The organism is Streptomyces sp. MGP-BFMKR1 (genome assembly GCF_057766585.1).
On sequence record NZ_CM173408.1, the window covers coordinates 8,302,192 to 8,328,217 of the forward strand.

The window sequence follows — 26,026 nt, forward strand, 5'->3', positions numbered from 1 at the left end:
GGGCCGTGACCCGACCCCGCCGGGGGTCGCCGGCTGCCCGCCCTCCGGCCACGGATCGGCGTCCGCCGGCCACCTGGGCGTCACCGCGCCCACCTCGGGTGGCCGTGCTGCCGCCATCACCGGCCGACACCCGGCACCCGGCACCGGAATCCGCACCGATCCCGCCCCGTCCCGGGGTCCCATCCGGGGACCGGTGCAGGCGGGCGCCGCGCTCAGCGGCGCGCGGCGGGTGGCCAGACCCCGGGGGTCAGCACGCCCAGGACGTACGCCCGGGCCACCAGCGCCGTGCGGTTGGGCACCCGCCAGCGCCGGGAGAGCCGGGTGAGGTGGTAGTTGACGCCGTCGACCGTCAGGCCCAGGGCCTTGCCCATGGCCGCCGTCGTCGCCCCGGAGGCCGCCAGCGCCAACACCCGCTCCTCCACCGGGCTCACCTCGGCCCCCTCCGGCCGCGCGGGGCACTCGTCGCCGACGCGCAACACCACCAACAGCGCCGGCCGGTTGGGCGCGGCGTCGCCCACCGGGTCGATGCTCAACTCTCCCTCGCGCTCGGCCCCGTCCCCGCCCATCCGCCAACACACCCGCACCAGGTAGCGGGACCGGTAGCCACGTCGCAGCGCCTCGCCCAGCCGCTCCAACTGCGCCCCGTCCCGCGGCCGGAACAGGTCGAGGAGGTTGCGTCCGTTGAGCCGGCCAGGGGCTTCGCCCCACTGGTTGGCCATGGCCGGGTTGGCGATGAGTACCTCACCGTCGGACCGGCACACCGCGACCGGCAGCGGCAGCCGATCCAGCAGCGTCAGGAAGTAGTTGCCCCAGCCGCCCGTACGCTCCACCCCACCGCCCGCACCACCCGCGTCTCGGGCACCACCCGCACCACCCGCGCCCCGCGCACCACCGGCACCACCCGCGCCGTCCTCGGCCATCGCCCCGCTCCACGCCTCGTCCGCAAGTGCGGCCCGTGAGAAACCACTGCACAATCATGTAGTGACCACGCGGTAGCCGGGCAACCGGGCTGGCGACGCTGGAGATATGACCGACACACACCTGCTCAGCACCGCGCCGCCCAGCGCCCCGCCCCCGGCGCCAGCCGCGTCCCACCCCCTCGACACCATCCCGCTCGTGGACATCTCGGCGACCGGCCTCGGACCCTCGCCCCTGCAACAGGCCATGGAGCTGGCCCGTCACCACGGACCGATCTTCCGCCGCCGGCTGCACGGCCGCGACGTGGTGTTCGTCTCCTCCCTTGAGCTGGTCGCCGAGCTCGCCGACGAGGAGCGCTTCGCCAAGGGCATCTCACCCACCCTGCACAGCGTGCGCGAGTTCGCGGGAGACGGCCTGTTCACCGCGTACAACGACGAACCCAACTGGGCCAAGGCGCACGACATCCTCATGCCCGCCTTCGCGCACGGCTCGATGCGGACCTACCACGCGGCGATGCTCCGCGTCGCACGCCGGGTCGTCGAACGCTGGGACCGGCACGCCGCCGCAGGCGCCCCGGTCGAGGTCGCCGACGACATGACCCGGATGACGCTGGACACGATCGGCCTGGTGGGCTTCGGCTTCGACTTCGACTCGTTCGCGCGCGAGACCCCGCACCCCTTCATCGACTCCATGGTGCGCTGCCTCCGGTGGAGCATGGCCTCCGTCGGCCGCGCCCCGGGCGGCGACTACCGGGCCGTGGACGAGGCGTTCCGCGCGGACACGGACTACCTGGCCTCCGTCGTGGACGAGGTCATCGCCGCCCGCACCGCGTCCACCTCCACGCGGGCGGCCGGCCAGCGCGGCGCCGACGACCTGCTCGGCCTCATGCTCACCGCCCGGCACCCGGCCGACCAGACCCCGCTCGACCCGGCCAACATCCGCAACCAGGTCATCACCTTCCTCATCGCCGGCCACGAGACCACCTCCGGCGCCCTGTCCTTCGCCCTCTACCACCTGCTCAAGGACCCGCTCGCGCTGCGCCTGGTCCAGCGCGAGGTGGACGAACTGTGGGGCGACGACCCCGACCCCGACCCGGCCTTCGAGGACATCGGCCGGCTGCGCTTCACCCGACAGGTGCTGAACGAGGCGCTCCGGCTGTGGCCCACCGCGCCGGCCTTCACCCGCCAGCCCCGCGCGGACACCGTCCTCGGCGGCCGGTACCCACTCGCCGCCGACCAGCGCGTCACCGTGTTGATCCCCATGCTGCACCGCGACCCGGCGGCCTGGGGCGACAACGTCGAGCTGTTCGACCCCACGCGCTTCACGCCGGAAGCGGAGCAGGAGCGCTCGCCGCACGCGTACAAGCCCTTCGGCACCGGGCAGCGCGCCTGCATCGGCCGGCAGTTCGCGCTGCACGAGGCGACCATGCTGCTCGGCCTGCTCGCGCACCGCTACCGCCTGGTCGACCAGGCCGACTACCGGCTGCGCGTCAAGGAGACGCTGACCCTGAAGCCGGACGGCCTGACCCTCACCCCCCGCCCGCGCACCGCCGCCGACCGGCGCGCGAACCGGTCCCTGTTCGCCCCCGCCACCGCCCTCGCGGCACAGCCACCGGCCGCGGCCACCCCCGAGCCCGGCGCCGGCCTGCCGCGCCGCGTCCGCCAGGGCACCGGCGCGCTGCTGCTGCACGGCAGCAACTACGGCACCTGCCGCGAGCTGGCCCACCACCTCGCCGACGAGGCCACGGCGCTCGGCTGCGCCACCGAGGTCGCCGCGCTCGACGCGTACGCGGGCGAACTGCCCACCGACCGCCCCGTGGTCATCGTGGCGGCCTCGTACAACGGCAAGCCCACCGACGACGCGGCGCGCTTCGTCGGCTGGCTCACCGACGCCCCGGCCGGCGCCGCGCGGAGCGTGACGTACGCCGTGCTCGGCGTCGGCGACCGCAACTGGGCCGACACCTACCAGCACGTGCCCGCCCTCGTCGACGACCGACTGGGCGCGCTCGGCGCCACCCGCCTGCTGTCCCGCGCCGAGGCCGACGCCTCCGGCGAACTCGCCGACACCGTACGGGAGTTCACCGGTGCGCTGCGCGCCGCTCTGCTGGAGCGGTACGGGGACCCGGCGGCCACCGGCCAGGACGAACCCGCGGCGCGCCCCGGCTACACCGTCGCCGAGGTGCGCGGCGGCCCGCTGGACGCGCTGGTCGAACGCCACGGCCTGACCGCGATGACCGTCACCGAGGCCCACGACCTGACCGCGCCCGGCCACCACAAGCCCAAGCGCTTCCTGCGGCTCGACCTGCCCGCCGGTACGGGCTACCGCACCGGTGACCACCTCGCGCTGCTGCCCGCCAACGCGCCGGAGGCCGTGGACCGCGCGGCGCGCGCCCTCGGCGCCCGCCCCGACACCCTCCTCGACATCCGCGCCACCCGCCCCGGCCGCACCAGCCTGCCCGTCGACCGCCCGATCACCGTCCGCGAACTCCTCACCCACCACCTGGAACTCGGCGCGCGCGCCACCCCGGACCAGCGCGCCGCCCTCGCCGCGCACCATCCCTGTCCGCCCGAGCGCGCGGCGCTCACGGCCCTGCCCGCCGACGACCCGAGCACCGTCATCGACCTGGTGGAGGCCAACCCCGCGCTGCGCGGCGCACTACCGTGGCCGGTCCTGCTCGACCTGCTGCCGCCGCTGCGCCCGCGGCACTACTCCATCTCCTCCGCGCCGGCCGGGCACCCGGGCAGCGCTGACCTGATGGTCTCCCGCCAGGCCGGCGGGGTCGGCTCCGGCTACGCCCACCGGCTGCGGCCGGGGGAGCGGGTGTGGGCGCGCGTCCAACCCTGCCGCGACGCCTTCCGGCTCGACCCGACCGACCCGACGCCGGTGATCATGGTCGCGGCGGGTACGGGCCTGGCCCCGTTCCGCGCGGCCATCGCCGACCGGCTGGCGGCCGGGCAGCGCACCCCCGCGCTGCTCTACCTCGGCTGTGACGCCCCCGATACGGACCTCCTGCACGCCGAGGAGTTGCGCGCGGCCGAGCGGGCCGGCGCGGTGGCCCTGCGCCCCGCCTTCAGCACCCGGCCCGAGCTCCACGGCCGCTACGTCCAGCACCGCATCGCCGCGGAGGCGAACGAGGTCTGGTCGCTGCTCGCGGCCGGGGCCCGGGTCCGGGTGTGTGGCGACGGCCGGGCGATGGCGCCGGGGGTGCGCGCCGCCTTCCGCGACGTCCACACCGCCCACGTGGGCGGCTCGGCAGCCGACGCCGAGCGGTGGCTCGGCACCCTGATCGCCGAAGGACGGTACGTGGAGGACGTCTACGCCGCCGGCTGAACCCGCCCGGCCCGCCGGGGTCGGCTCAGTCGACCACGCTGGTCTGGCCGAAGATGGCCGCGTGCTCCAACACGTCCTCCATCGGGTCGTCGATCTGCCCGGTGGAGATCAGCGCCACGACCGGCGCGTTGTGTGAGTCGGTGTGCGTCTCGTCGGCGTGCGCCACCCCGGCCGGCATCGCGGACACCAGCAGCGTCGCCCCCACGGCGGACAGCTTGAGGTTCATGTCGTCTCCTCGCCTTGACTGTTCATCGGACCATGCGTCGACCTGCGTATCCACTCGAACGGCCGCAAGGTCACGGCCGGACGCGCGACATCATCCGAACGATTGCGGCACCGACCACGGACGAGGGGCGCTCGGGGGCGCCCCGCCCGCCACGCCGAGCGGCGGTGCCGCGCGGTGCGCGGCGAACGACAACCAGCCGCGCACCGCACCGGCGTGCGACGCCGTCGCGGTGCGCGCGGGGTGGGGCCGAACGGCGCAAGGCCGCGCCCGCGCCGTCGGCCCAGCTCACGGCGGATCCGCTCAGCGCGGCGGACGAGCCTCGTCGGTCAGCTCCTGCGGCCGGGCCGGCAGGTGTGTCACCAGCAGGGCCAGACCGGCCAACACCACCACGCGCAGCGCCGCGTCCAGACCGTTCCAGTCCGCCGACTGCCACATCGCGAACCACTCGCCGCCGATGGCCATGAAGCCCCCGCCGAACAGCAGCAGCACCATCACCAACCCGACCGTGCCCGCCCACCGGGCGCGCTCTGCGTCGCCGCGCCGCACGCCCACCGCCCACAGCGCCGTGGCCCACAGCAGCACGAGCGCCGTCACCACCTCCCAGCCGATGATCGCCACGTACGCAGCGTCCTGTACGGCTCGCGACTCGATCGCGCGGCCCATCAGGTCCTCGTCGCGGAAGGTGGTGTCCATCGCCAGCACGTGCCGGACGAACTCCCGGTTGGTGCCGAAGTCGACGATGTTTCCCACGGCGACCAGCGTCATGTACAGCGCGGTCACCCCGGTGAGCGCGGTCGCCGCGAGCGGCACCGGTCGGAGCCGGGTGGTGATGGCCATCGAATCCTCCCCTTGGTCTACTTCTTCAACTCCCGCCCCAGTGTGGGCCCGTGAGCCGCCCCGCGACACGCGGGCTCGCCTTCCCGGGAAGCCCCGCCGCCCGCCGCCGGCCCGCCTTCGGCGGGACACACCCACCGTGGTGGCCACGGGGCCCGTCCCGTACGCTGGCGCGCGGTCGCGACGGCAGGCGTGTCGGGCGGAGTCGACGAGGGCGGGGACATGAACAGGACGGCACTGCGGAGCACGGTCACCATCGCGGCGCTCGCGGCCCTGGTCGCCGGCGCGGCCCCGGCCGGAGCGGGCGAGCGCGCCGACGCGGACACCGCGTACTCGGCGACGACCTCGGTCGGCGTGCACAACGCGTACGAGAGGGACGCCTTCCCCTACTTCGCGGACGCCCTCGACTCCGGAGCCGGACTGCTCGAACTCGACGTGTGGACCAACGCGTTCGGGCCCGGATGGCGGGTTTCGCACAGCAACCCGCTCGGCAACGACAACAACTGCGCGGGCGCGGCCTCCCCGGCCGAGCTGCGCGGCGGCAAGCGGGACCAGAGCCTGCCGGGGTGTCTGGCCGACATGCGAGCCTGGCACGACGCACACCCCGGCCACCGCCCGCTGCTCATCAAGGTCGAGCTGAAGGACGGGTTCAACGACAAGCGCGGCCGGGGGCCCGACGAACTCGACGCCTTGCTGGGTGAGACGCTGGGCGACGCCCTGTTCCGGCCGGGCGACCTGGCCGCGGGCCACGCCACCCTGGACGAGGCGGTCCAAGCCCGGGGCTGGCCCGCGCGCGGAGCGCTGGCGGGCAGGTTCATCGTGGAGCTGATCCCCGGCACCGTCGAGGAGAACAACCCGCTGGACACGCTGTGGACCGACCGCGAGTACGCCACCCACCTGCGGGACCTGGCCGCCCGTGGCGAACTGGGCCGCGCCGCCGCCTTCCCCGCCGTGCACGGCGCGGCGGCGGGCGACCCGCGCGAGCGCTACCGCGACCCGGCCATCCGGCCGTGGTTCGTGCTCTTCGACGGCGACGCGACCGGCTACGCGGGCGATGCCATCGACACCGCGTGGTACGACCGGCGCCACTACCTGCTGATCATGACGGACGCCCACCGGGTGCCGCCCGCCATCGACGGCACCCGCCCCACCGAGGAGCAGGCCCGCACCCGGGTCGGCGAGTTGGCCGCGCGACACGCGAGCTTCGCCACCGCCGACTGGTACCCGCTGCCGAGCGTCCTGGCCACGGTCACCCCGCGCGGCTGACGGCACAGCACGGCCGGCGGCCAGCCACCGGCCGGCCCCGGCCCGTGTCGCCGCGCGGCGGTTCGGCTACTCGCCCGGCTCCTCCAGGCGGAAGCCCACCTTGAGTCCGACCTGGTAGTGCTCGACCTTGCCGTCCTCGATCTGCCCGCGTACCTCCTTGACCTCGAACCAGTCGAGGTTGCGCACGGTCTGCGCGGCGCGGCTGATGCCGTTGCGGATCGCGGCGTCCACGCCCTCGTGCGACGTGCCGACGATCTCGGTCACCCGGTAGGTGTGGTTGGACATGCTGGTAACTCCCCGGTCACTGGGGTGCTGCTCGGTCCCCACCACCGTGCCCCACCCGGCCGCCCGGCGCGAGCCGGGACCCGCGCCCGGCACCATCCGGCGCCGCGCGCGCCGGACCTCGCGGGCGCCGACCCCGTTCCCGTCGCGGCCCGTAACCCGCCAGCACCGGGTCGACGACCCGGTCAGGGAACGACGGTCACCGGCCACCGCCCGGCCTTGACCAGTCGGATCGCCACCGAGCCCACGATCCGGTGCCCCGCCTGCTCCGAGGCGCCCACCACCACCGCGTCGGCCTTGAGCTGGTCGGCCACGGAGACCAGGCCGCTGTACGGGTCGCCGACGTGGGTGTGGAACTCCCAGCGCACCTCGAAGACGCCCCGCAGCCGCTCGGTGGCCTCCCGCATCTCCGCGACGAGCTCCTCCGCGACCTCGCCCGTGGTCTCGGCCACCGGCGCCCCGAAGGCGGCGCTCGCCGGCAGCACGGGCTGCACGTACACGACGGCGAGCAGCGCGTTCTGCCGCCTGGCCAGCCCCGCCGCGTACGCCACCGCGCGCCACGAGGACTGCGAGCCGTCGAGGCCGGTCACGATGACCTTCGGGCCGTCCGTACCGCGTTCGAATTCTCCGGGAGTCTTGTCCACCACGGGTGTGAGGTTAACGGTCGGTACGCCGCCCCCGGTGGCCGGCCGGCGCGTGCGGCTCAGCCGCGGGGCGTGGCCAGGCCCGCGACCACGCCCGCCACCATGCCACGCCCGCCACCCGGCGCCCGCCGGCCTCGTACGCACGTGCCCGTTGCGCCCGGACTGGGCCGGGCGCGCGAGGGTGGGGAGGCGGCGCGTGAGCGCGGTGGGGGCTGCGGCTGGGCGCCCGGGGGCAGGAACACGTGAGAGAGATCGGCGGATGCCGCTCTCGTTCGCGATTTTGAGTTGCCTCAGCGCGCCGACTCTTGTCAGCGTTGCCCTACGGGCGTGCCGCTGTCGTCGCGGCACCCGACGAGAGGTGGCCGCATGGACACCGCACCACTGGCCCACTCCCTGACACCCCTGGTGGGCCTCGTCGGCCCCGACGTCCCGTACGCCACCACGGTGGCCGCCTGGCCGGCCCTGGCCGGTGGCCTGGAGCAGGAGCTCACGCACGGCGCGGCCTGGGCCTACGCGCTGCTGGTCATCACCACCCTGCCGCCGCTGGTGCCCAACTCGGCCCTGCTGGTCACCAGCGGGGTGCTCGCCGCGCGCGGCAGCCTCGACATCGCGCTGGTGCTCTGCGTCGTCGCCGGCAGCGCCCTGCTGGGCGACGGGCTGCTGCACTGGTTCGGCGGCCGGTTCAGGGACCGGGTCAGTCACTGGGCCGCCCGCACGCCCCGGCGCAAGGCGCTCCTTGGATGGTCGGCCAGCCGGATACAGCGACACGGGGTGCCGTTCGTCATCGCCGTGCGCTTCCTGCCCAGCGGCCGGCTGGTCGGCGCGCTCGGCGCCGGCGCCGTCGGCTACCCGCTGTACCGCTACCTGATCGGCGCCGGAATCGCCGAGTCCATCTGGGCGCTCTACTCGGTCGGCCTCGGCTACCTGGGCAGTGCGGCGGCCCGCGGCGAACTCCAGGCCATCGCCATCGGCTGCGGGATCTCCCTCCTGGTGGCCCTCGGCAGCGCCCTCATCCAACTCCGGGCCCGCCACGGGGCCGGCCCCGGCGGCCCGTCCGGGCCCGACGGCGACCCCGGTGAACAGGGCTCACCCCCGCGCCGACCGTGACCCTCCTCGCTCGCCGCTAACTCCCGCACTATGCGATCCTCTTGGGGAACGGCCTGCTGAACGGCCCCGCTAGAGCACGGTGTGGCGAGAACGGGAGAAACGAATGCGCGGCACGTCCGTCGAAGACGGCGTAGACATACAGCACGCGGCCGAGGTCACCGGCCGGCCCTGTCCCAGGGTGCGGGCCGCCGCGACCGTGGTGTCGCCCCGATGACGGGCGGCGCGCACCGGGGCGACCTCCTCGCCATCAGCGACCTGCACGTCAGCTACGAGGACAACCGCGCCATCAGCGAGAAGCTGCGCCCCGGCTCGGACGATGACTGGCTCATCGTCGCGGGCGACGTCGGCGAGGTGTTCGGCGACATCGAGCGCACCCTGCGGCAGCTCAGCGAGCAGTTCGCCAAGGTCATCTGGGTGCCGGGCAACCACGAGCTGTGGACCCACCCCAAGGACCCGGTGGAGCTGCGCGGCGTCGCCCGCTACGACGCGCTGGTCGAGATGTGCCGCTCGCTGGGCGTCGCCACCCCCGAGGACCCGTTCCTGGTCTGGGAGGGCGCCGCGGGCCCGCTGACCATCGCCCCGGTCTTCACGCTGTACGACTACACCTTCCGGGCCAACCCCCGGCACACCCAGGAAGAGGCGCTGGCCGCCGCCTACGAGAGCGGCGTGGTCTGCACCGACGAACACTTCCTGCACCCGGACCCGTACCCGACCAAGGAGGACTGGTCCCGGGCACGGGTGGCCGAGACCGAGCGGCGGCTGGCCGAGATCGACCCGGCCGCTCCGCCCGTGCTCATCAACCACTGGCCGCTCACCCGGCTGCCCACCGAAGTCCTGTACTACCCGGACTTCGCCCTGTGGTGCGGCACCCAGCTCACCGCCGACTGGCACCGGCGCTTCAACGCCGCCGCCGTCATCTACGGGCACCTGCACATCCCGCGCGTGACCACCGAGGACGGCGTGCGGTTCGAGGAGGTATCGCTCGGCTACCCGCGCGAGTGGCGCCGGCGCGGCCTGCCCGACAACCTGCTGCGCCCGGTGCTGCCCCGGGTCGCGACTGAGCGGAGCTGACCGACCGGAGCTGAGCGAGGACGCGCCCGCCGCCGGCGGGCGCGCGGCACTGGCCGCCGGGCGGGAGCCCGGCGGCCAGCGCGCTCGCGGGAGACGGTCAGCCGGTCACGGCGCCACCGGCGTGGCGAGCGACAGCGCGAACCGCTCGGCGTCGTCCGTCCACCAGTGCCGCAGGCCGAGCCCCGCCGTGGACAACTCTGCGGCGACCCCGGCGCGGCGGAACTTCGCGGAGACCTCCGTCCGCAACTCCTCGCCGGCCGCGAAGGACACGGCCAGGTCGAGCGCGGGAATCTTCACGGTCAGCGCCGACGTGGCCCGCAAGCGCATCTCGATCCACTCGCGCTCCCGGTCCCAGTGCGCGACGTGCGTGAAGTCGGCGGGGTCGAAGTCGGCCCCCAGCTCGCGGTTGAGCACCGACAGCACGTTCTTGTTGAACTCGGCGGTCACGCCCGCCGCGTCGTCGTACGCCGCCAGTAGCGTCTCCTCCTCCTTGACCAGGTCGGTGCCGAGCAGCAGCGCGTCGCCGGGCGCCAACAGCGCGCGCACGGCGGCGAGGAACCCGGCCCGCTCGGCGGGCAGCAGATTGCCGATCGTGCCCCCGAGGAAGACCACCAGCCGTGGCCCCGGCGTCGTCGGCAGGGCCAGACTCTGCTGGAAGTCGGCGACCAGGGCGTGCACGGTCAGCCCGGGCCGCTCGGCCAGCAGGGCGTTCCCGGCCAGCTCCAGGGCGCTGCCGCTCACGTCCACGGGAACGTACGCCGCGAGGTCGGGCAGCGCGTCGAGGAGCAGCCGGGTCTTCTCGGACGAGCCGGAGCCCAGCTCCACCAGCGTGCGGGCGCCGGTGGCGGCGGCGATCGCGGGAGCCCGCGCGGCCAGGATCTCCCGCTCGGCGCGGGTGGGGTAGTACTCGGGCAGTTGGGTGATCTCCTCGAACAGCTCGCTGCCGCGCGCGTCGTAGAACCACTTCGGCGGCAGCCACTTGGACTCGGCGGTCAGCCCGGCGAAGACGTCGGCGCGCAGCGCCGCGGCCGTCGCGTCGTCGGGCAGCGTGCGGGTGAGGGCGAACGGGCTCACGGTGACGACTCCTTGTGCTGCGGCGACAGGTGCTGGGGCGGGGCGGCGTGCGGCGCGTGACCGGTGCCGGGCGCGACCGGCTGGGGCCGGTCGGCCCCGCGGGCCGTGGGCCGCGCCGGCGGCGGGGGAGCGGACGGCGACCGGTGGGGCGCGTCGGGCCCCGGCCCGGGCGGAGCCCCCGACACGGTGGCGAGCGCACCACCGTCCGAGCCCGGGGGGCCACCGGGGGCCGCCCGGTGCTCGATCGGGGTGAGCCGGACGCCGGACCGGGTGGCCGTCACCAGGGTCCGGTCGGGCACCTCGACCCAGCGCGGATCGTCGTCGTACGGCTCCGACGCCACGACCACCGCACCGCCCGACGCCAGCTCGCGAAGGTCCGGCGCCCGCTGACCGGAACGCCCCCCGGCCGGGCCGGCGGTACCGGCGCCGGCCGGCGCCGACCCGGTGCGGTACCACAGCGAATCGCCCCAGGTGGTGGCGGCGATGGTGGCCCCGTCGGTCAACAACAGGTTCAGCCGCGAACCGGGTGCCGCCGCGTCCAGCGCCACGACCGTCTCGGCCAGCGACTGGCCGAGCGGCGTGCCCGCGCGCAGCCGGCGCAGCGCCAGCGCCCACACGAACGCCGCGTCGTTGCGCGCCTCCATGCCGAGCAGCGCCTCCGGCTCCAGCATGCCCACCAGATGGGCCACCGACCCGGGCCAGCCCCGTACGGACCCGTTGTGGCTGAACAACCACGGCCCGCCGCCGAACGGCGCGGCGGCGGCCTCCCCGTCCGCCCCCGGTTCGGTCGCGTCCCGCACGGCGCCCAGCAGCGACGTGGTGCGCACCACCCGGGCCAGGTCCGCGAACGACGGGTCCGCCCAGATCGGCCCGGACCTGCGGTAGCGGGCGGGCACCGGGTCCCCGGCCGCGTACCAGCCGACGCCGAAGCCGTCCGCGTTGACCGTCCCGTGCCGCTGTCGGCGCGGCTCCCACGACTGCCGCACCAGGGAGTGCGCCGGCTGGGTGAGGAGCGTGCCGATCGACACCTCGTCCCCGAGGTAGGCCAGATGACGACACATCAGCGCCCCACCTCCCCGCCCCGGCTCTCCCGGGCCCCGGTCACCGCTGCTCCGGTCGCGCGTCGCGGGCGGTGCGGAAGCCGGCGAAGATCTGCCGCCGCACGGGCAGGTCCCAGTTGCGGAACGTGCCCCGGCAGGCCACCGCGTCCACGGCGAACGAGCCGCCGCGCAGCACCTTGTGCGCGTCCCCGAAGAACACCTCCGAGTACTCCCGGTACGGGAACGCCACGAAGCCGGGGTAGGGCAGGAAGTCGCTGGCCGTCCACTCCCACACGTCCCCGATGAGCTGTCGCACGCCCAGCGCGGAGGCACCCAGCGGGTAGCCGCCGACCGGCGCCGGGGACAGGTGCCGCTGGCCGAGGTTGGCGTGCTCGGGCGTGGGGTCCGCGTCCCCCCACGGGTAGCGGCGGGAGCGGCCGGTGGCCGGGTCGAAACGGGCCGCCATCTCCCACTCGGCCTCGGTGGGCAGCCGCCGCCCGGCCCAGCGGGCGTAGGCGTCCGCCTCGTACCAACACACGTGCACCACCGGCTCGTCCACCGGCACCGGCTCGACGACGCCGAACCGGCGCCGCAGCCAGGTGGCGCCGTCACGGCGCCAGAACAGCGGCGCGGTCAACCCGTGCTCGCGCACCAGCTCCCAGCCTCGCGGGTGCCACCAGCGGGCCTCGTCGTAACCGCCGTCCTCGATGAACCGCAGGTACGCCCCGTTGCTCACCGGAACCGTGTCGATGCGGAAGGCGGCCAGTTCCCTGCGGTGCGCCGGGCGCTCGTTGTCCAGCGCCCACGGCTCGGCCGAGGTGCCCATGGTGAACTCGCCACCGGGCACCAGCACGTCGGCGGGCAGGGCGGCGGCGTCGGCCGGCGCGCGCGGCGGCTCGGGGGCCGTGAGCGCGGCGGAACCACGCCGCAGCTGGTGGGTGATGAGCATCGTCTCATCGTGCTGCTGCTCGTGCTGGGCGATCATCCCGAACGCGAACGCGGCGTCGACCAGCGGCCCGCCGTGCAGCGGCGCCCGCTCCAGCACGTCCAGGACCCGGCCGCGCACGTCGGCGGCGTAGCCACGGGCCTCGACCGGCGAGAGCAGCGGCAACGTGGGGCGCTCGGAGCGCGGGTGCTCGAACGCGTCATAGACCGAGTCGATCTCCGGCCGCAGCGCCTCCCGCCCGGCCACGGTGCGCAGCAGCCACTGTTCCTCCTGGTTGCCGATGTGGGCCAGGTCCCACACCAGCGGCGACATCAGCGGCGAGTGCTGGGCGGTCAGCTCCTCGTCCGCCACGCAACTGGTCAGCAGCGCGGTGCGCTCACGCGCGGTGGTCAGCGCGCCCAGGGCGCGCGCCCTGAGCAGCTCCGGGTCGTGCGTGGGCTCGGCGGACGCGGCGGACGCGGCGAACGTCCCGGACCCCGGTTGGATGCGGGTCATGAGCGGCCTTCCTTCCCGGAGAGGGAGTCGAGCAGATCGTCGGCGGGACATCGACCCCGGGCGACGTAGCGGGCGCGGAACTCGGCGACGGCGGCACACACCTCGGGCGTCGCGCCGATCCGGGGCAGCGCCTCCTCGGCCGCGGCGAAGCAGGCCACGGCGGCGGCGTGTAGCTCCGGATCGGTCAGCCCGTGCTGGGCGGCCCGCTCCCACAGCGGGTTGCGGGGCGCGGGAGCCAGACCGGCCGTGTCGCCGAGTGGCTTGACCGCGCGGTAGGCGGCCTCGGCCGCGGCCGGATCGTCGAACAGGGCCGCCGTCACGGCCAACGGCACCATCCAGCCGTCCGCGCCGGGCTGCGCGTCGATCATGCGCAGCTCCAGGTGACCGCGCGGGCGGACCGGCGGAAAGAGCGTCGAGATGTGGTACGTGACGTCCTCCAGGCTCGGCGGCCGGGGCCGACCGTCCCGGACCCAGTCGCGCAGCCGCAACTCGTCCACCGGCACCTCCCACGGGCCCGTCCCGCCGTCCGTGCCCCGGATGCACATCACCGGGGCCTGGAGCACGTAGGCCGTCCAGGCGGCGCGCGGCTCCGCGTCCGTGGCGGGCGCCTGGGTACGCCCCGGGTCCATCGCCGCCCACGCGGCCTGCCGGGTGGAACGCCAGCCGGTGGGCCGGCCCTGGTCGAGGGGGGAGTTCGCGAACGCGGCCACCAGCACCGCGCCGAGCAGGTGCGCGAGCCGCCACCGCCGCCCGTACCCGAGCGGCCCCGGCTCCTCGTGGCCCGCGTCCAGGCAGACCTGCACGGAGGCCGACCGGCACATCATGGTGCGGCCCGCCGGGCCCCAGCGATCGAGATAGCTCTCCATCGCGTGGTAGCGGGGCAGGTTCAGCAGCCGGCGGGGCGGACGCCACGGGTCGTGGCCGTGGCCCGCTATGCCGAGTCCCATCGGGGTGAGGAAGGCTCTGACCGCGCTCAGGTCCTCCGCCATCTCCTGGACGCAGGAGGTGAGCGAGGAGGCCGGGCGGGAGCTGAGTTCGAGTTGGCCGCCGGGCTCGAAGGTGAGAGCCGATCTCAGCGGCAGGGTCCGCAGCCCCTCGGTCACGGCCGTCAGCCGGGCCGGGTGCAGCGGTTGTGCGGGGTCGTGCAGGTCGTGCAGTACCCATTCGAGTTCGACGCCCAGTCGAGTGGGTGGTCCGGTCTTGAAACAGATGCCGTGGACGAGTGCTTCGACCTCGTCCTCGGTGACCGTCTGCGCTCTCGACGGTCGTAGTTGTTCGGGCATGCCAGGGCCTCCCGTCCGCCGGACCCGCGGGTCCGGCTCGGTGTGAGGGCTTGTCGCCCCCACACCACCTAAAGCCACGCGACGCACGCGCTCAAGGGGGCGTCTGACACTTCCCGACCCGCGGTGCGAGCACCACAGCTCATCGTACGGTCGTGGCCGCGAAACCTCTCGCGACGGCCGCGATCTTCCACCGCCCGCGCCCGTCCGCCCCCGTCGACCGAGGCGCGGGGTGGGTCCCCGGGCCCGGGTCTCCCGGGGCTCGCGCGGCACGTGGACGGGTACCGGCCCCCGTACGCCGACGGAGTGCGGCGGCACGGGGACCGGTACCCGGGGTGGGAGGCGGACGGGTGGCACACCCAACCCGGGGCGGCCCGGGCTGGCTCGGGGTGGCGCGCAGCCCGGGAGCGGGCGGAGGCCAGGGTGGGACGGTGGGCCACGGCGCGGGAACGAGGGTGTGTCGGGAGCCCGGCGGGCGGCGGGGAGCGCGGGCGTCAGAGGGAGAAGAGGTCGGTGAACGGCTTCGCCGCGTCCCCGGCCGACCGTCCGAACGGCGCGTCGAAGTCCCACACCAGGAACAGCAGGAACGCGATCAGCGCACTGAACAGCCCGGCGAGCACCAGCTCCCGCGCCGAGCGCCGGATCTGCAACGTGAACACCATGCCAACGGCGACCATCGCCCCGCCGATCAGACCGAACCACACCACACCCGGGATGGTGGCCCCCGCGCTCTGACCGCGGGCGCCGCGCGCGTCGTCGGCCAGGGCGACCTGGTCGGCCAGCGGCTGGTACGTCTGGGCCATCCGCTCGTCGCGCGGCGTGGCCTCCACCACGGCGTGCCGCAGCTCGCGCATCAGCGCGTCGCCCCGCTCGGTGAGCTCGCCCTCGTCGAGCATGTGCGGGAACTCCTCGTCCACGACGTAGCGCACGTACGCGGTGACGCTCGCCCTGATCCGCTCCCGCTCCGCCGCCGGGTACACGTGCACCCGCTCGCTCACCTCGTGCAACGCCTGCGCCTCCGCGCGCACCGTGTCCCCGGCGGCCCCCTTGGCCTCCCAGACCCCCGCGATCGCGAGGCCGAGGACGATCGCGTACACCACGCCGATCATCATCGTCATGTACTCGATGACGTCCGGCGTCTCGGACGGGTCGTCGTCCTCGCCGATACGGCGCTGGTTGAGGAAGACGATGACGAGCACGACCGCACAGGCAGCGGCCATCGCGAGGGCCAGGACCAGCCATTCGGACATGGGGTTTCTCCGTACGTCGACATGCGCAGAGGCGGGACAGCGAGGGGCGGGCGGGCCGCGTGGCGGCCCGAAGCGGGTGGGTTGGTGTGGGGTGGCGGCCGGGGGGAACGGGGCTCGACCCCGCGACCGCTAGCGGCCCCGCCCCCGACCACGGCTGGAGGAGCGCGAGCGCAGCGCCGCGGCGGCGAGCACGGCCGGCGTGGTGAGCAGCAGGGTGAGGGTCACCGTGGACAGCCCGCCCGGCGGCTGGTGCCGCGTCGCACGGTGGTACGCGCGCGCCTTGACGGCGCTGGGCGCGGGTGAGGCCGCGGGCGGCGGGGCCGGGTCGCGCGTCGCGGGCGCCTGCGGCGTGGGCGGTAGCCGCGGGGGAGCGGGCCGGGGTGGCGGCTGGGCCGCCCGGCTGGGCTCCGGGGCGGACGGCGCGGGTGGCTCGGGCGGCGCGGGCTGGTCCGGGCGGTCGGTGGCCGGCGGCGTGGGCACACCAGGCGTCGGGCCCGGCCGGGACGGCGTGGGGCTCGGCGCGGGCGGTGTCGGGCTCGGCTCCGTCGGCGTGGGACGGGGCTCGGACGGGGTGGGCGTGGGAGTCGGTGTGGGGGTCGGGGTGGGTGTCGGAGTCGGGGTGGGCGTCGGAGTGGGCGTGGGAGTTGGGGTCGGCGTGGGTGTGGGCGTTGGGGTGGGGGTCGGCGTGGGGTGGGGCGGGCAGGGCGGTGGGGGGCAGTGGCAGCAGCCGTGGCGGATGGTGAGCGTGATGCCGCCGGCCGTGACGACGACGCACAGGCCGCCGTGGCGCGCGTGCACCGACACGGCGCCGTCGCCGACGGCGAGGCCGAGATCGAGGCCCGGGCCCTGGCCGAGCCGGGGGGACGCCTGGGCGTGGCGACGCGGGGGCGCGAGGGGCGGCTTTGTCGCGACGTACCCCGCTGGTCCCGCGCTGGTGGCGTGCGCCGCTGTCGGTGTCGACCGCGCGCCGACCGTACGGGCGTCCTCGACGACGCCCTCGCCTCGCGCAGCCGCCGCCTCGGAGGAAGCGAGGATGACGGCCGCGCAGCCGACGCCCAACCGAGTTGCCCAGTGTCTGCGATTCACGTCGCCATGCTGCGCGCGTCACTCACATGCCGCGCCGAGCTGTTACCAGGTTCCCCCGATGTGCTGAATCAGCGTCAGAAAGGTTTGCTTTGACTCGGCACACCTATCCTGGTGAATTTCCAGATGAGGGCGTGTCTCACGGCCTACGAGTCGGACGTGTCTACGTCTTGCGGTAGGGCAGTGAGTTGGCCGACGGTGGCGGCGCGCGAGGGAAGTCGGAGCCGATCGTGTCCGCTGTCCCCATTCCCGTGCGCGTGTGCGGTCTGCGGCGCAAGCGGGCGGCAGGGGCTCTTGTGGTGCCGCTGTTTTGGCCGGTTTAGCCCGTCATCCCCGCGCCGTCCCGTGGATAGCGTCCCCTCGAAAGCCGCGTCAGCGGTGAGTCCGCGCACCGGTGGGCTGATCGTTCAGAGAGATCAGCCGTGCGAGGTCATGGGCACCGTCTCGGTGCCCAGCCGACCAGCGGAGAGTGCCCACCCGAAAAGGAGAACCACGATGGCGTGGATCGTCAGCAGCCTCCGGGCTTTCAGCAGTGAGAAGCGTGCGTGCTGGCACGGATACTTCTTCGGATACGGACAACAGGACTAACACCCCGGTCTCGCCGCCGAAGACGCGGAAGACCTGGCCCTGTCGGCGCGCCTCGCGACGACCACATAAGGAGGACGGCGATGTCCTGGATCATCAAGGCCATGCGAGGGCTCAGCGGAGAGATGCGGGCACGCCGGCAGCAGTACGGCGACAGGTACGGCCGCACCTCCTGACCCCTTCCCTACGGGGAGGGGGGACCGCACGTTCCTGCCCTCGCAGAGGGGAACCCGGCTCCGTGTTCTTGAACAGGAAAAGCCTCTGGCCCCACCTCCTGCGATGGGAGAAAAGGGCGGCCGAGACCGACCGGCCGTTCAGGCTCCGCTTCGGAACTCTCTTCATCGGCCATGCGGACGCGGCCCGAGAGGTGCTGCTCGACTCGGCTGACAACTACCTGTCCCAGTCCGGGTTCTTCCGGATCGGGCCGACACCTCTTTCGGCGGAGTTGAGAGCGCGGGCGTCGCGTGAGCTCGTCATGGTGCTGTCCCGCCACGCGCGCCCGTCGGCCTTCGCTCTCGACGCCGCTCTCCAGCAGGTGGGCGATGGCCGTCGTCGCCTGCGGCACCAGCGGTGGGGGGTCGAACTGATCCGCCGGTACTTCGCCCCCGTCATCGCGGACCAGCGCCATACCGAGATCAACTCGCTGGTGGACGCCTATGTGACGGCGAGCGTCATCGGCGACGACATCGTCGGTCACCTCGTGCGAAGGCCCCACCACACGGTGCCCGCCGTTCGGGCCGGCTTGGCCGAACACCTCGGACGGCTACCGGCACGGGAGTCCGGCCCGACGGATCTGGTCGACATCGTGCTCGGACTGGAGGGGGAGTTGTCGCTGGCCGACCGCGCGCAGTTGCTCCAGCGACTCGTCCTGTCCACGGTGGGCTTCACCGGCGTCGCCCTCGAATGGGTCGTCCTGCTCGGTGTCCAGTACGGGTACAACACTCCAGCCGTGCGACCGGAAGATGTCCGATCCCTGGTCAGAGAGGCGCTGCGGCTGTACCCCACCGCATGGCGCCTGGTCCGGGTGGCGGCCGTCGATCACGAACTCGCCGGCCTCTCGGTCCGCGCGGGCGAACACGTGCTGATCGGCACGCACGCGATCCACCGGGCCGGGTCCGTGTGGGACGAGCCGTTGGCGATGCGCCCCACGCGCTGGGAGGAGACGACCGACGGTCAGCGACAGTCCTACCTCCCCTTCGGGAAGGGGGAAGCGACGTGTCCGGCCAGCGGCTTCGCGCTCAAGGCGCTGGAGCACCTCGGCTACCTCATCCTGCGCGACTACCACGGCAGCGTGCGGTTTCGCCGGAGCGCGCCACACGCCCGTACGCTCCTGGCACCGCCCGCCGGCTGGACCCACCTCACCAGCCGCCGATGACCCGACGGGCACCCGCCCGACCCCGACCGCCGTGAGGACGGCGGAGCCGGGGGTCGGGCTGTCGTGCCCGCACGCGGCGCCTACCGAGCACCCTTCGGCAGGGCGCGCTCGATGATCGCCTGGGTGTCCGCGCCGAGCGGCAGCGTGCCGAAGGCGTGCCCCCAGTCCCCGCCGAGCCGCGAGGCGCAGAACGCGTCGGCCACCGCCGGGTCGCTGTGCCGGATCAGCAACGCGCCCTGGAGCACCAGCGTCATCTGCTCGGCGAGCCGTCGGGCCAGCACCTGGGCCCGTACCGGATCGGTGAGTTGGCCGAGCAACCCTCGTACGCGCGTCACCGCGGCGTCCAGTCGCGCGTCGGCGCCGGCCGCCGCGTCCACCTCGGCCAGGAAGGCGTCCGCGGCGCCCGGTGTCTTCGCCAGCGCCCGCAGCAGGTCGAGGGCGGCCACGTTGCCCGAGCCCTCCCAGATCGACAGCAGCGGGGCCTCGCGGTAGAGCCGTGGCATGCCGGACTCCTCGACGTACCCGTTGCCGCCCAGGCACTCCAGCGCCTCCGCCGCGTGGCCGCTGCCGCGCTTGCACACCCAGTACTTGCCGGCCGCGAGCCCCACCCGGCGCAGCGCACCCTCCCGCTCGTCGCCGGCCTCCGCCCGGTCAAGCGCGGCGGCCAACCGCATGGCCAGCACCGTGGCGGCCTCCGACTCGATCGCGAGGTCGGCGAGCACGTGCCGCATCAACGGCTGGTCGATCAACTCGGCGCCGAACGCCCGCCGGTGCGCCGCGTGGTGCACGGCCTGCCGCAACCCCGAACGCATTCCGGCGGCCGAGGCGATGACGCAGTCGAGCCGGGTGACGTTGACCATCTCCACGATGGTGCGCACCCCGCGCCCGGGTTCACCCACCGGCCAGCCGACGGCCTGCTCGTACTCGATCTCGGCCGACGCGTTGGAACGGTTGCCCAACTTGTCCTTGAGCCGCTGTATGCGCAGCGGGTTGCGGCTGCCGTCGGGCAGCACCCGAGGCAACAGGAAACACGTCAGCCCCTCGGGCGCCTGCGCCAGGGCGAGGAACACATCGCTCATGGGCGCGGAGGTGAACCACTTGTGCCCCGTGATCACATACGTGCCGTCGCCCGTCGGCGTGGCCGTCGTGGTGCCCTGCCGGACATCGGAGCCACCCTGCTTCTCGGTCATCGACATGCCGGCGATCAGGCCCTGCTTGCCCAGCGGCGGGCGCAGCCCGAAGTCGTACGTGGTCGAGGCGAGCAGCGGCCCGTACGCGGCGGACAGCCCGGGCTCGGCGCGCAGCGCGGGGATCGCCGCGTACGTCATGGAGATCGGGCAGCCGTGGCCCGGCTCGGCCTGCGCCCACAGGTAGAACTTCGCGGCCCGCACCAGGTGGGCGCCCGGTCGCTGGTCGGTCCACGCCGCCGCGTGCTGGCCGGAGGCGACCGCCTCGGTCATCAGGTGGTGCCAGGCCGGGTGGAACTCGACCTCGTCCACCCGGTGCCCGTACCGGTCATGGGTGTGCAGCACCGGCGGGTACGCCTCGGCCTGTCGCGCCCACTCCAGCACCTCGGCGGATCCGGCCCGCGCGCCCAGCGCGCGCAACTCCGGCTCGGCCCACCCGCCGCCCTCCCGGTGCACCGCGTCGAACAGGGCCACCTCGTCGGCGGTGCTGAAATCCGTCAGCGGCGGGGGCTGGTTGAGGACTTCATGGGTGGGGCTCACAGTGACCTCCGGGCGGCGCGACCGAATCCCTTACACTTCCATGATGCGTGACGCGGAACTGTAACGCACGGGGTGTGGGCGGCGGTTTCTGGTCGAATCTCCTCAGGCGCGTGACGCGGGGCGAGGCGGTCGCGGCCCGGCGGGCACGGACGGGATGGGTGAGGACATGGACCAGGTGGGACCCGGCGCGGCCGAGCGCGGCCACGACAGCGGCACGGGCGGGCCGCCGCGCGAAGCGGACCGGCCGGCCCTGCGCCCGCTGACCGCGCGGTCGATCGTGCTCAGCACGCTGCTGGGCCACCACCCCGCCGAACTGCCCGCGCGCGCCCTGGTCCGCGCCGGGCAGGTCTTCGGCACCGCCGAGGGCACCATCAGGGTGGCCCTGACGCGGATGGTCGCCGCGGGCGACCTCCAGCAGCGCGACGGGACCTACCGGCTGTCGGCACGGCTGCTCGCCCGACAGGCCCGGCAGGACGACAGCCGCGCCCCACAACTGCGCCCCTGGGCCGGCGACTGGGAGATCGCCCTGGTCACCGGGGAGCGACGCTCCGCGGCCGAGCGCGCCGCGCTACGGCAGGCGATGGCCACCCTGCGGCTGGCCGAACTGCGCGAGGGAAGCTGGCTGCGCCCCGCCAACCTGGAGCGGCCCCGCCCACCCGCCGCGGCCGACCAGTGCGCCTGGCTCACCGGCACCCCCGAGGACGCCCCGGCCCCGCTCGCCGCCCGCCTGTGGGACCTGGACGCCTGGGCCCGACAGGCCCGTTGGCTCCTCTCCACGCTGGCCGAGTCCGACCGGCTGGCCGACCGCTTCGCGGTAGCGGCGGCCATCCTCCGCCACCTGCTCACCGACCCGGTCCTCCCGACACCCCTGCTGCCCAACCACTGGCCGGGCGACGCGCTCCGCGAGGCGTACGCCTCCTTCGAGGAGGAGTTCCGCACGACAGTGCTCGACCGGGTGGACTGAGGCGCCCCGGGCCGGGGTTGCCGTCGCCGGAGGTCGAGCAGTCTCAGTGAGAGGGGTTCCGCGCTCGGGGGAGCGCGCGGAACACAGGGCGGTCGCGGGTGCCGGGCGCGCTTACCGGGCCAATACGAGCAGTTCGTCGATCGCCACTGGATTCCCACCGCCGCCGCCGAGGTGGGCGATGGCCGCGAACGGCGCGATCACCTGACTCCAGGCGTACAGCCGGTCGCCATCGAGCCCGCAGGCCGACGCCACGCGCGCGCGGCCGGCCAGAACCAGCCAAAGCGAGCCGGACACGCCCTTGAGCCGAAGCCCCGAGCCGGCCGGCTGTCCCGACCCCGCCCCCGGCGGCCCGAGCGTCCCGGACGCCCTGGGTCGAGGGCCCTAGAAGTCCACCCAGGTCGCCTCGTCCGCCCGGGCCACCGACTCCTGCGCGAACTCGCGCTCGTACGCGGTGCGGATGTCCTCGATCGGGCCGTCCTGGGCGCTGGCCTGCGACCTGGGGTAGAGCAGGATCAGCTCGTAGGAACGCTCGCGCTGGATGGTGCCGTGCCGGTCCCGCCACTGTCCGTGGCCCTCCTGGAGGGTGAGCCCGGCCGGGAAGCGCGGCGTGATCCTACGGTCCACGAAGGCGCGGAACTGCCGGTCGGTGACGGGTGCGCCCCCGTCGGCCCGGGCGGTGCCGAAGAAGAGCCGGGTCTCCACGTACGCCGTGCCACGGTGTGCCGTGGCGGCGCCGGTCGCCGGCGCCGCGGAGCCGTCGTCGCGCGTGGCGTAGGCGACGGGCGCGCCCAGCGCGAGGACGGCCGCGCTGGCCAGGGCGGCGAGCCGAAGGTGAGGCTTGGTGATCGACATGACGAGGTCCCTTCACTGGGCGGGAGGCGGCGCGTGCCGCTGCGTGGAGTGTGGCGCTCCGCGCGTCGGCTGGAACACCCGACGGTCGCCCGTCAGCCACGGACCTCGACATCGGCCTGGGCCCTCCGCCCTCGCCGACGACGGAACCACGCCGCACGTGTCAGCGTCCGACCAGGCATGCGCAAGATCGTGACCGCTGACGGAGGACTCGGCCCATGACCGGAAGAGCTGCCCGCTATCTCTACCTCGCGCGGCACGGGGAAGCCACGCCGGACGAGAGCGAGCTCACGGACAACGGACGCCGACAGGCCGTACTCCTCGGTGAGCGACTTCGGCGCAGCCCGCTCTCGCTGGTCCTGCACGGTCCACTCGCACGAGCGGAGCAGACGGCCCGACTGGTGTGCGAGCAACTCGACGGCGTGCCCGTGCGGTCGTCGGAACTGGCCGGGGACTACGTCCCCCACCTGCCGCAGCGCGCGGAACTGCCGGCGGAGTCGGCCGACGCCATGCTCGCGCGCCTGTCCCAGTTCCCGGCCGAGGAACGCGAGCGCGGACCGGCGCTGGCCGAGGCGGCGCTCGCCCACTTCGCCACACCCGTCGACGGGGACGAGCCCCGGCACGAGCTGGTCGTCACCCACAACTTCCTCATCGGCTGGCTCGTGCGAGCCGCCCTCGACGCGCCCCCGTGGCGCTGGATGGGCCTCAACCACGCCAACGCCGCACTGACCGTCATCCGGTACGCGCCGGACAGACCCGCTTCCGTGCTGTTCTACAACGACACGGGACACCTTCCCGCGCAGCTCCGCTGGACCGGCTTCCCGCCTGACCTCCACGTCTGACGGGTGGGGCCGGGGTACGAACGAGAGGTGCCATCGCCGAGGGGCACCTCGTGGGCTCCGACGGTCAGCGCACAGAGCGCCGCTGGGGCCTCGTGCCGAACGCGGGGCGGACGGGTTGCCCCACTCGTAGGGGAAGCGGATCGCGCAGCCTCGCCACGTACCGCCGGTACGCCCGCGCCTCGGCCGAGGCGCCCTCGACGACGTCGTGCCGGTCAGGGAACGCCGCGCCTCCCGCGTCCAGTACGGGGGCGTTCGGGCCGAACTGGTTGCCCTGGAGGCGGCCGGTCGTCAGCCGGCCCCGGGGCCGGGGGGTCGGCTTGGCCCGGCCGGTCGTCACCGGGCCGCGGTTGACCTGGAACCAGACCTCGCGGTGGTTGCCGAACAGCACGACACTCTCCCGGAGATCACGCACGTCGGTGTACACGTCGAAGTCCCAGTCACCCGGCGCTCCCCCCGAGGCGTAGTGCGCGCGAAAGTGACGCATGAACCGGAACAGGTCGACCGTCGCGCCGAACGGAACCACCGCGTCGGCACGGGGCTCACCGGCGCTGAAGTAGATCCTGAACTCCAGCCCGTACAGCCGCCCGCGGACCTTCCTGCTGACGCAGAGTGAGAACGTGTCCGTGTCGTGATGGGTCCAGCGGTCCCTGTCGGGGACGCGTTGACGCAGGCGCGCGCACGACGGCGGGTCGACCAGCAGGCCGGGGATCTGGGCGACCGAGCCGTGGAGCAGGTAGAGACACATCAGGTCCACCGGATGCGTGTCGTGCGCCACCCTCGTGAACAACCCATCGGAAACACCGTCCCGCACGTCTCCTCCAGTGGTCGCGCCCTCTGCCGTGTCGCGGGCTGTGGGCAAAGCTAGACGAGTGGCACCGGTGCTCCGGAACGGGGCCGGGGAGACAGCCCGCGATCCGACCCACCGTGGGTCGCGGGTGTGCCCCGGTGAGGGCCCGCCGCCTCGTCCGCGCTCACGACCGCACCGAGGCGTACGAGAGGGGCCTGCCCGCTACAGCCAGCCGCGCTCGCGGGCGACGCGGGCCGCGACGTGGCGGTTCTCCGCGCCGAGCTTGGTCGCCGCGGCCGACAGGTAGTTGCGTACCGTGCCCGGAGACAGCGCCGCCCGGGTCGCGATCTCGGCGACCGGCGCTCCGTCCGCGGCCAGGGACAGGAGTTCCGCCTCGCGCGGGGTCAGCGGCGACGCGCCGGCGGCGATGGCGTCCGCCGCCAACTCGGAGTCGACGTAGCGGCCCCCCTCGTGCACGGTACGGATGATCTCCGCCAGTTGCCGCGCCGAGACCGTCTTGGGGACGAAGCCGCGCACCCCGGCGGCCAGCGCCTGCCGCAGCGCCCCGGCCCCGGCGTGGCTGGTGACGATCATCGCCGTGCACTCCGGCACCGTCTCGCGCAGCTCCGCAGCCACCGCGACGCCGTCCGGACCGGGCATCCGCAGGTCCAGGACGGCCACGTCGGGACGGTGGGCGCGGGCCATGGCCAGGGCCTCGTCGCCCGAGCCGGCCTCCGCCACGACGGCGATGTCGTCCTCCAGCGCGAGCAGGGCGGCCAGGGCGCCGCGGATGAGGTGCTCGTCGTCCGCCAACAGGATTCTGATCACGCGGACGCCTCCCAGGGGATGCTCGCGGTCAGGCGGAAGACGCCGCCCGAACGGCGTTCCGTGGACAGCGCGCCGTCCAGCTCGGCCAGACGTTCGCGCAGCCCGGGCAGGCCGGCGCCGCCGGCCACGGGCTCGGCGCCCGCCCCGTCGTTCTCCATCACCAGCACCGCCGAGCCCGCCGCCGTCGCGCGCACCGACAACTCGCACTGCGAGGCACCGGACGCGTGCCGGAGCACGTTCGTCGTCCCCTCACGGACCACCCAACCCAGCGCCGACTGCACCTCGGTGGGCAGCCGCGCCGCCGGGCCGTCCTCGATCCGGCAGTCGATCCCGGCCGCTTCGAGCACGGAGCGGGCGCCGGCCAGTTCGGTGTGCAGGTCGGCGGTTCGGTAGCCGCGCACCACCGCGCGGATCTCGCGCTGCGACTCCCGCGCGACGCGCTGCACCTCCTCCATCTGTTCCACCGCCTCCTCCCTTCCCCGGCGCGCCAGTTGGGCCGCGAGTTCGCTCTTGAGCGCGACCACGGCGAGGTTGCGGCCGAGCACGTCGTGCAGGTCGCGGCCGAAGCGCAGCCGCTCCTCGGCCACGGCGAGGCGGGCCTGCGTCTCCCGGGCCGCGACCAGCCTCTCGATGAGGTGGACGCCCCCGCCCGAGGCGCGGAGCGTCATCGCCATGAACGGCACCAGGAGCAGGCTGGCGCCGGCCACCATGACCAGCGGCCGGCCGCTCAGCCCGGCCACCGCCGCCCCCGCGATCGTCACCACCGCCACCGCCGGGACCAGCACGACGCTGGTGCGCGGCGCGAGCGCCAGGGCCGGCGGGCCGGCGTAGAACATCAGCAGCCACAGCAGGTACGACTCCAGGTCGTTGCCCGCGATACGGCCGTCGGCCAGCAGCGCGCAACCCAGGCCGGCCATGGCGAGGGTGATCGCGGTGTACAGCCCGACCAGCGGGTCCGGGCGCGGGGCCGCGCCGAGATAGTGGCGCAGGGCCGCCCGGGCGAGCAGCGCGTGGACGGCGACGTGCGCCGCGCCCAGCGCCGCCACCAGGGCCAGCCAGGGTCCGCCGGCGTCGGATGTCGCGACCCAGAACGCCCACAGTCCGGCCTCGAAGAGGGCGAGGAAGGTGATGCTGGAGAGCGTGTAGCGACGGTAGCGTTCGGGCCCTCCCGGGCCCCCGAACCGCTCCACCCACGTGTCCACGTTCAGGCTCCCCGGCACCGT

General features: G+C 74.4%; 23 protein-coding genes and 1 pseudogene. 7 read left to right on the plus strand and 17 right to left on the minus strand.

Translation table 11 applies throughout. The features are described 5' to 3' along the window. Positions 1–212 precede the first annotated feature (212 nt). Complete coding sequence (locus tag AC3CHW_RS33135; protein ID WP_488468947.1) at positions 213–920, minus strand: PAS domain-containing protein; 708 nt, start codon at positions 918–920, stop codon at positions 213–215. Between the two features lie 106 nt (positions 921–1,026). Here AC3CHW_RS33135 and AC3CHW_RS33140 point away from each other — a divergent pair, with 106 nt between their 5' ends. Beyond that, positions 1,027–4,248: a cytochrome P450 gene (locus AC3CHW_RS33140; protein WP_488468948.1), complete on the plus strand. Its 3,222-nt coding sequence runs from the start codon at positions 1,027–1,029 to the stop codon at positions 4,246–4,248. Between the two features lie 25 nt (positions 4,249–4,273). Here AC3CHW_RS33140 and AC3CHW_RS33145 read toward each other — a convergent pair whose 3' ends face one another. Together AC3CHW_RS33145 and AC3CHW_RS33150 are read right to left on the minus strand one after the other, a co-directional pair. Continuing rightward, entirely contained in the window at positions 4,274–4,474 is a 201-nt protein-coding gene (locus tag AC3CHW_RS33145; RefSeq protein WP_466296566.1) for a hypothetical protein, read from the minus strand. A gap of 300 nt (positions 4,475–4,774) precedes the next feature. Beyond that, positions 4,775–5,311: a DUF2165 domain-containing protein gene (locus AC3CHW_RS33150; RefSeq protein WP_398609534.1), complete on the minus strand. Its 537-nt coding sequence runs from the start codon at positions 5,309–5,311 to the stop codon at positions 4,775–4,777. Between the two features lie 219 nt (positions 5,312–5,530). Between AC3CHW_RS33150 and AC3CHW_RS33155 the strand changes: the two genes are divergently transcribed. Beyond that, positions 5,531–6,574, plus strand: coding sequence for a phosphatidylinositol-specific phospholipase C domain-containing protein (locus tag AC3CHW_RS33155; protein ID WP_488468949.1), 1,044 nt, complete (start codon positions 5,531–5,533; stop codon positions 6,572–6,574). Positions 6,575–6,640: 66 nt separating this feature from the next. On the opposite strand, the gene AC3CHW_RS33160 is transcribed toward AC3CHW_RS33155, so the two are convergent. Then, the gene (locus AC3CHW_RS33160; RefSeq protein WP_176160117.1) at positions 6,641–6,859 is read right to left on the minus strand and encodes a dodecin; all 219 of its coding nucleotides are present in this window, start codon (positions 6,857–6,859) and stop codon (positions 6,641–6,643) included. 182 nt (positions 6,860–7,041) lie between these two features. Continuing rightward, positions 7,042–7,503, minus strand: a complete 462-nt coding sequence (locus tag AC3CHW_RS33165; protein WP_187088360.1) for a universal stress protein — start codon at positions 7,501–7,503, stop codon at positions 7,042–7,044. Between the two features lie 363 nt (positions 7,504–7,866). On the opposite strand from AC3CHW_RS33165, the gene AC3CHW_RS33170 reads away from it, so the two are divergent. Both AC3CHW_RS33170 and AC3CHW_RS33175 read left to right on the plus strand, forming a co-directional pair. Beyond that, on the plus strand, positions 7,867–8,607 hold the full coding sequence (locus AC3CHW_RS33170) for a DedA family protein (protein ID WP_488468950.1): 741 nt from the start codon (positions 7,867–7,869) through the stop codon (positions 8,605–8,607). Between the two features lie 210 nt (positions 8,608–8,817). Beyond that, positions 8,818–9,678: a metallophosphoesterase family protein gene (locus AC3CHW_RS33175; RefSeq protein ID WP_488468951.1), complete on the plus strand. Its 861-nt coding sequence runs from the start codon at positions 8,818–8,820 to the stop codon at positions 9,676–9,678. A 105-nt stretch (positions 9,679–9,783) separates the two neighbouring features. Here AC3CHW_RS33175 and egtD read toward each other — a convergent pair whose 3' ends face one another. The 6 genes and pseudogenes from egtD to AC3CHW_RS33205 all read right to left on the minus strand — a co-directional run bounded on the left by egtD (position 9,784) and on the right by AC3CHW_RS33205 (position 16,849). Further along, positions 9,784–10,752: an L-histidine N(alpha)-methyltransferase gene (egtD, locus tag AC3CHW_RS33180; RefSeq protein ID WP_488468952.1), complete on the minus strand. Its 969-nt coding sequence runs from the start codon at positions 10,750–10,752 to the stop codon at positions 9,784–9,786. Between the two features lie 239 nt (positions 10,753–10,991). Beyond that, positions 10,992–11,813 (minus strand): annotated as a pseudogene (gene egtC, locus AC3CHW_RS33185) (ergothioneine biosynthesis protein EgtC); the annotation flags it as partial. 40 nt (positions 11,814–11,853) lie between these two features. Beyond that, positions 11,854–13,233 carry an ergothioneine biosynthesis protein EgtB gene (egtB, locus tag AC3CHW_RS33190; RefSeq protein WP_488468953.1) on the minus strand — a complete coding sequence of 460 codons (1,380 nt, stop codon included), beginning with the start codon at positions 13,231–13,233 and terminating at the stop codon, positions 11,854–11,856. After that, on the minus strand, positions 13,230–14,516 hold the full coding sequence (gene egtA, locus AC3CHW_RS33195) for an ergothioneine biosynthesis glutamate--cysteine ligase EgtA (RefSeq protein WP_398609528.1): 1,287 nt from the start codon (positions 14,514–14,516) through the stop codon (positions 13,230–13,232). Before egtA ends, egtB begins: the two co-directional genes overlap by 4 nt. A 491-nt stretch (positions 14,517–15,007) precedes the next feature. Further along, positions 15,008–15,763: a bestrophin-like domain gene (locus AC3CHW_RS33200; RefSeq protein ID WP_398609527.1), complete on the minus strand. Its 756-nt coding sequence runs from the start codon at positions 15,761–15,763 to the stop codon at positions 15,008–15,010. 129 nt (positions 15,764–15,892) lie between these two features. After that, positions 15,893–16,849 carry a hypothetical protein gene (locus AC3CHW_RS33205; protein ID WP_488468954.1) on the minus strand — a complete coding sequence of 319 codons (957 nt, stop codon included), beginning with the start codon at positions 16,847–16,849 and terminating at the stop codon, positions 15,893–15,895. An 820-nt stretch (positions 16,850–17,669) separates the two neighbouring features. On the opposite strand from AC3CHW_RS33205, the gene AC3CHW_RS33210 reads away from it, so the two are divergent. Then, entirely contained in the window at positions 17,670–18,806 is a 1,137-nt protein-coding gene (locus AC3CHW_RS33210; protein ID WP_488468955.1) for a cytochrome P450, read from the plus strand. 80 nt (positions 18,807–18,886) lie between these two features. On the opposite strand, the gene AC3CHW_RS33215 is transcribed toward AC3CHW_RS33210, so the two are convergent. Beyond that, positions 18,887–20,533 (minus strand): acyl-CoA dehydrogenase family protein, encoded by a 1,647-nt coding sequence (locus tag AC3CHW_RS33215; protein ID WP_488468956.1) that lies wholly within the window; start codon positions 20,531–20,533, stop codon positions 18,887–18,889. A gap of 166 nt (positions 20,534–20,699) precedes the next feature. Here AC3CHW_RS33215 and AC3CHW_RS33220 point away from each other — a divergent pair, with 166 nt between their 5' ends. Continuing rightward, positions 20,700–21,497 (plus strand): PaaX family transcriptional regulator C-terminal domain-containing protein, encoded by a 798-nt coding sequence (locus AC3CHW_RS33220; protein ID WP_488468957.1) that lies wholly within the window; start codon positions 20,700–20,702, stop codon positions 21,495–21,497. Between the two features lie 111 nt (positions 21,498–21,608). Here AC3CHW_RS33220 and AC3CHW_RS33225 read toward each other — a convergent pair whose 3' ends face one another. Both AC3CHW_RS33225 and AC3CHW_RS33230 read right to left on the minus strand, forming a co-directional pair. After that, complete coding sequence (locus AC3CHW_RS33225; RefSeq protein ID WP_488468958.1) at positions 21,609–21,791, minus strand: hypothetical protein; 183 nt, start codon at positions 21,789–21,791, stop codon at positions 21,609–21,611. 87 nt (positions 21,792–21,878) lie between these two features. Then, entirely contained in the window at positions 21,879–22,349 is a 471-nt protein-coding gene (locus AC3CHW_RS33230) for a DUF3574 domain-containing protein (RefSeq protein WP_488468959.1), read from the minus strand. Between the two features lie 215 nt (positions 22,350–22,564). On the opposite strand from AC3CHW_RS33230, the gene AC3CHW_RS33235 reads away from it, so the two are divergent. Continuing rightward, positions 22,565–23,188, plus strand: a complete 624-nt coding sequence (locus AC3CHW_RS33235) for a histidine phosphatase family protein (protein ID WP_488468960.1) — start codon at positions 22,565–22,567, stop codon at positions 23,186–23,188. A gap of 64 nt (positions 23,189–23,252) precedes the next feature. Here the strand turns inward: AC3CHW_RS33235 and AC3CHW_RS33240 are convergent, their stop codons facing one another. From AC3CHW_RS33240 to AC3CHW_RS33250, 3 genes are all read right to left on the minus strand, one after another. Then, positions 23,253–23,975 (minus strand): hypothetical protein, encoded by a 723-nt coding sequence (locus AC3CHW_RS33240; RefSeq protein ID WP_488468961.1) that lies wholly within the window; start codon positions 23,973–23,975, stop codon positions 23,253–23,255. Between the two features lie 222 nt (positions 23,976–24,197). After that, positions 24,198–24,803 (minus strand): response regulator transcription factor, encoded by a 606-nt coding sequence (locus AC3CHW_RS33245; protein WP_488468962.1) that lies wholly within the window; start codon positions 24,801–24,803, stop codon positions 24,198–24,200. After that, the gene (locus AC3CHW_RS33250) at positions 24,800–26,005 is read right to left on the minus strand and encodes a sensor histidine kinase (protein WP_488468963.1); all 1,206 of its coding nucleotides are present in this window, start codon (positions 26,003–26,005) and stop codon (positions 24,800–24,802) included. Before AC3CHW_RS33250 ends, AC3CHW_RS33245 begins: the two co-directional genes overlap by 4 nt. Positions 26,006–26,026: the final 21 nt, after the last annotated feature.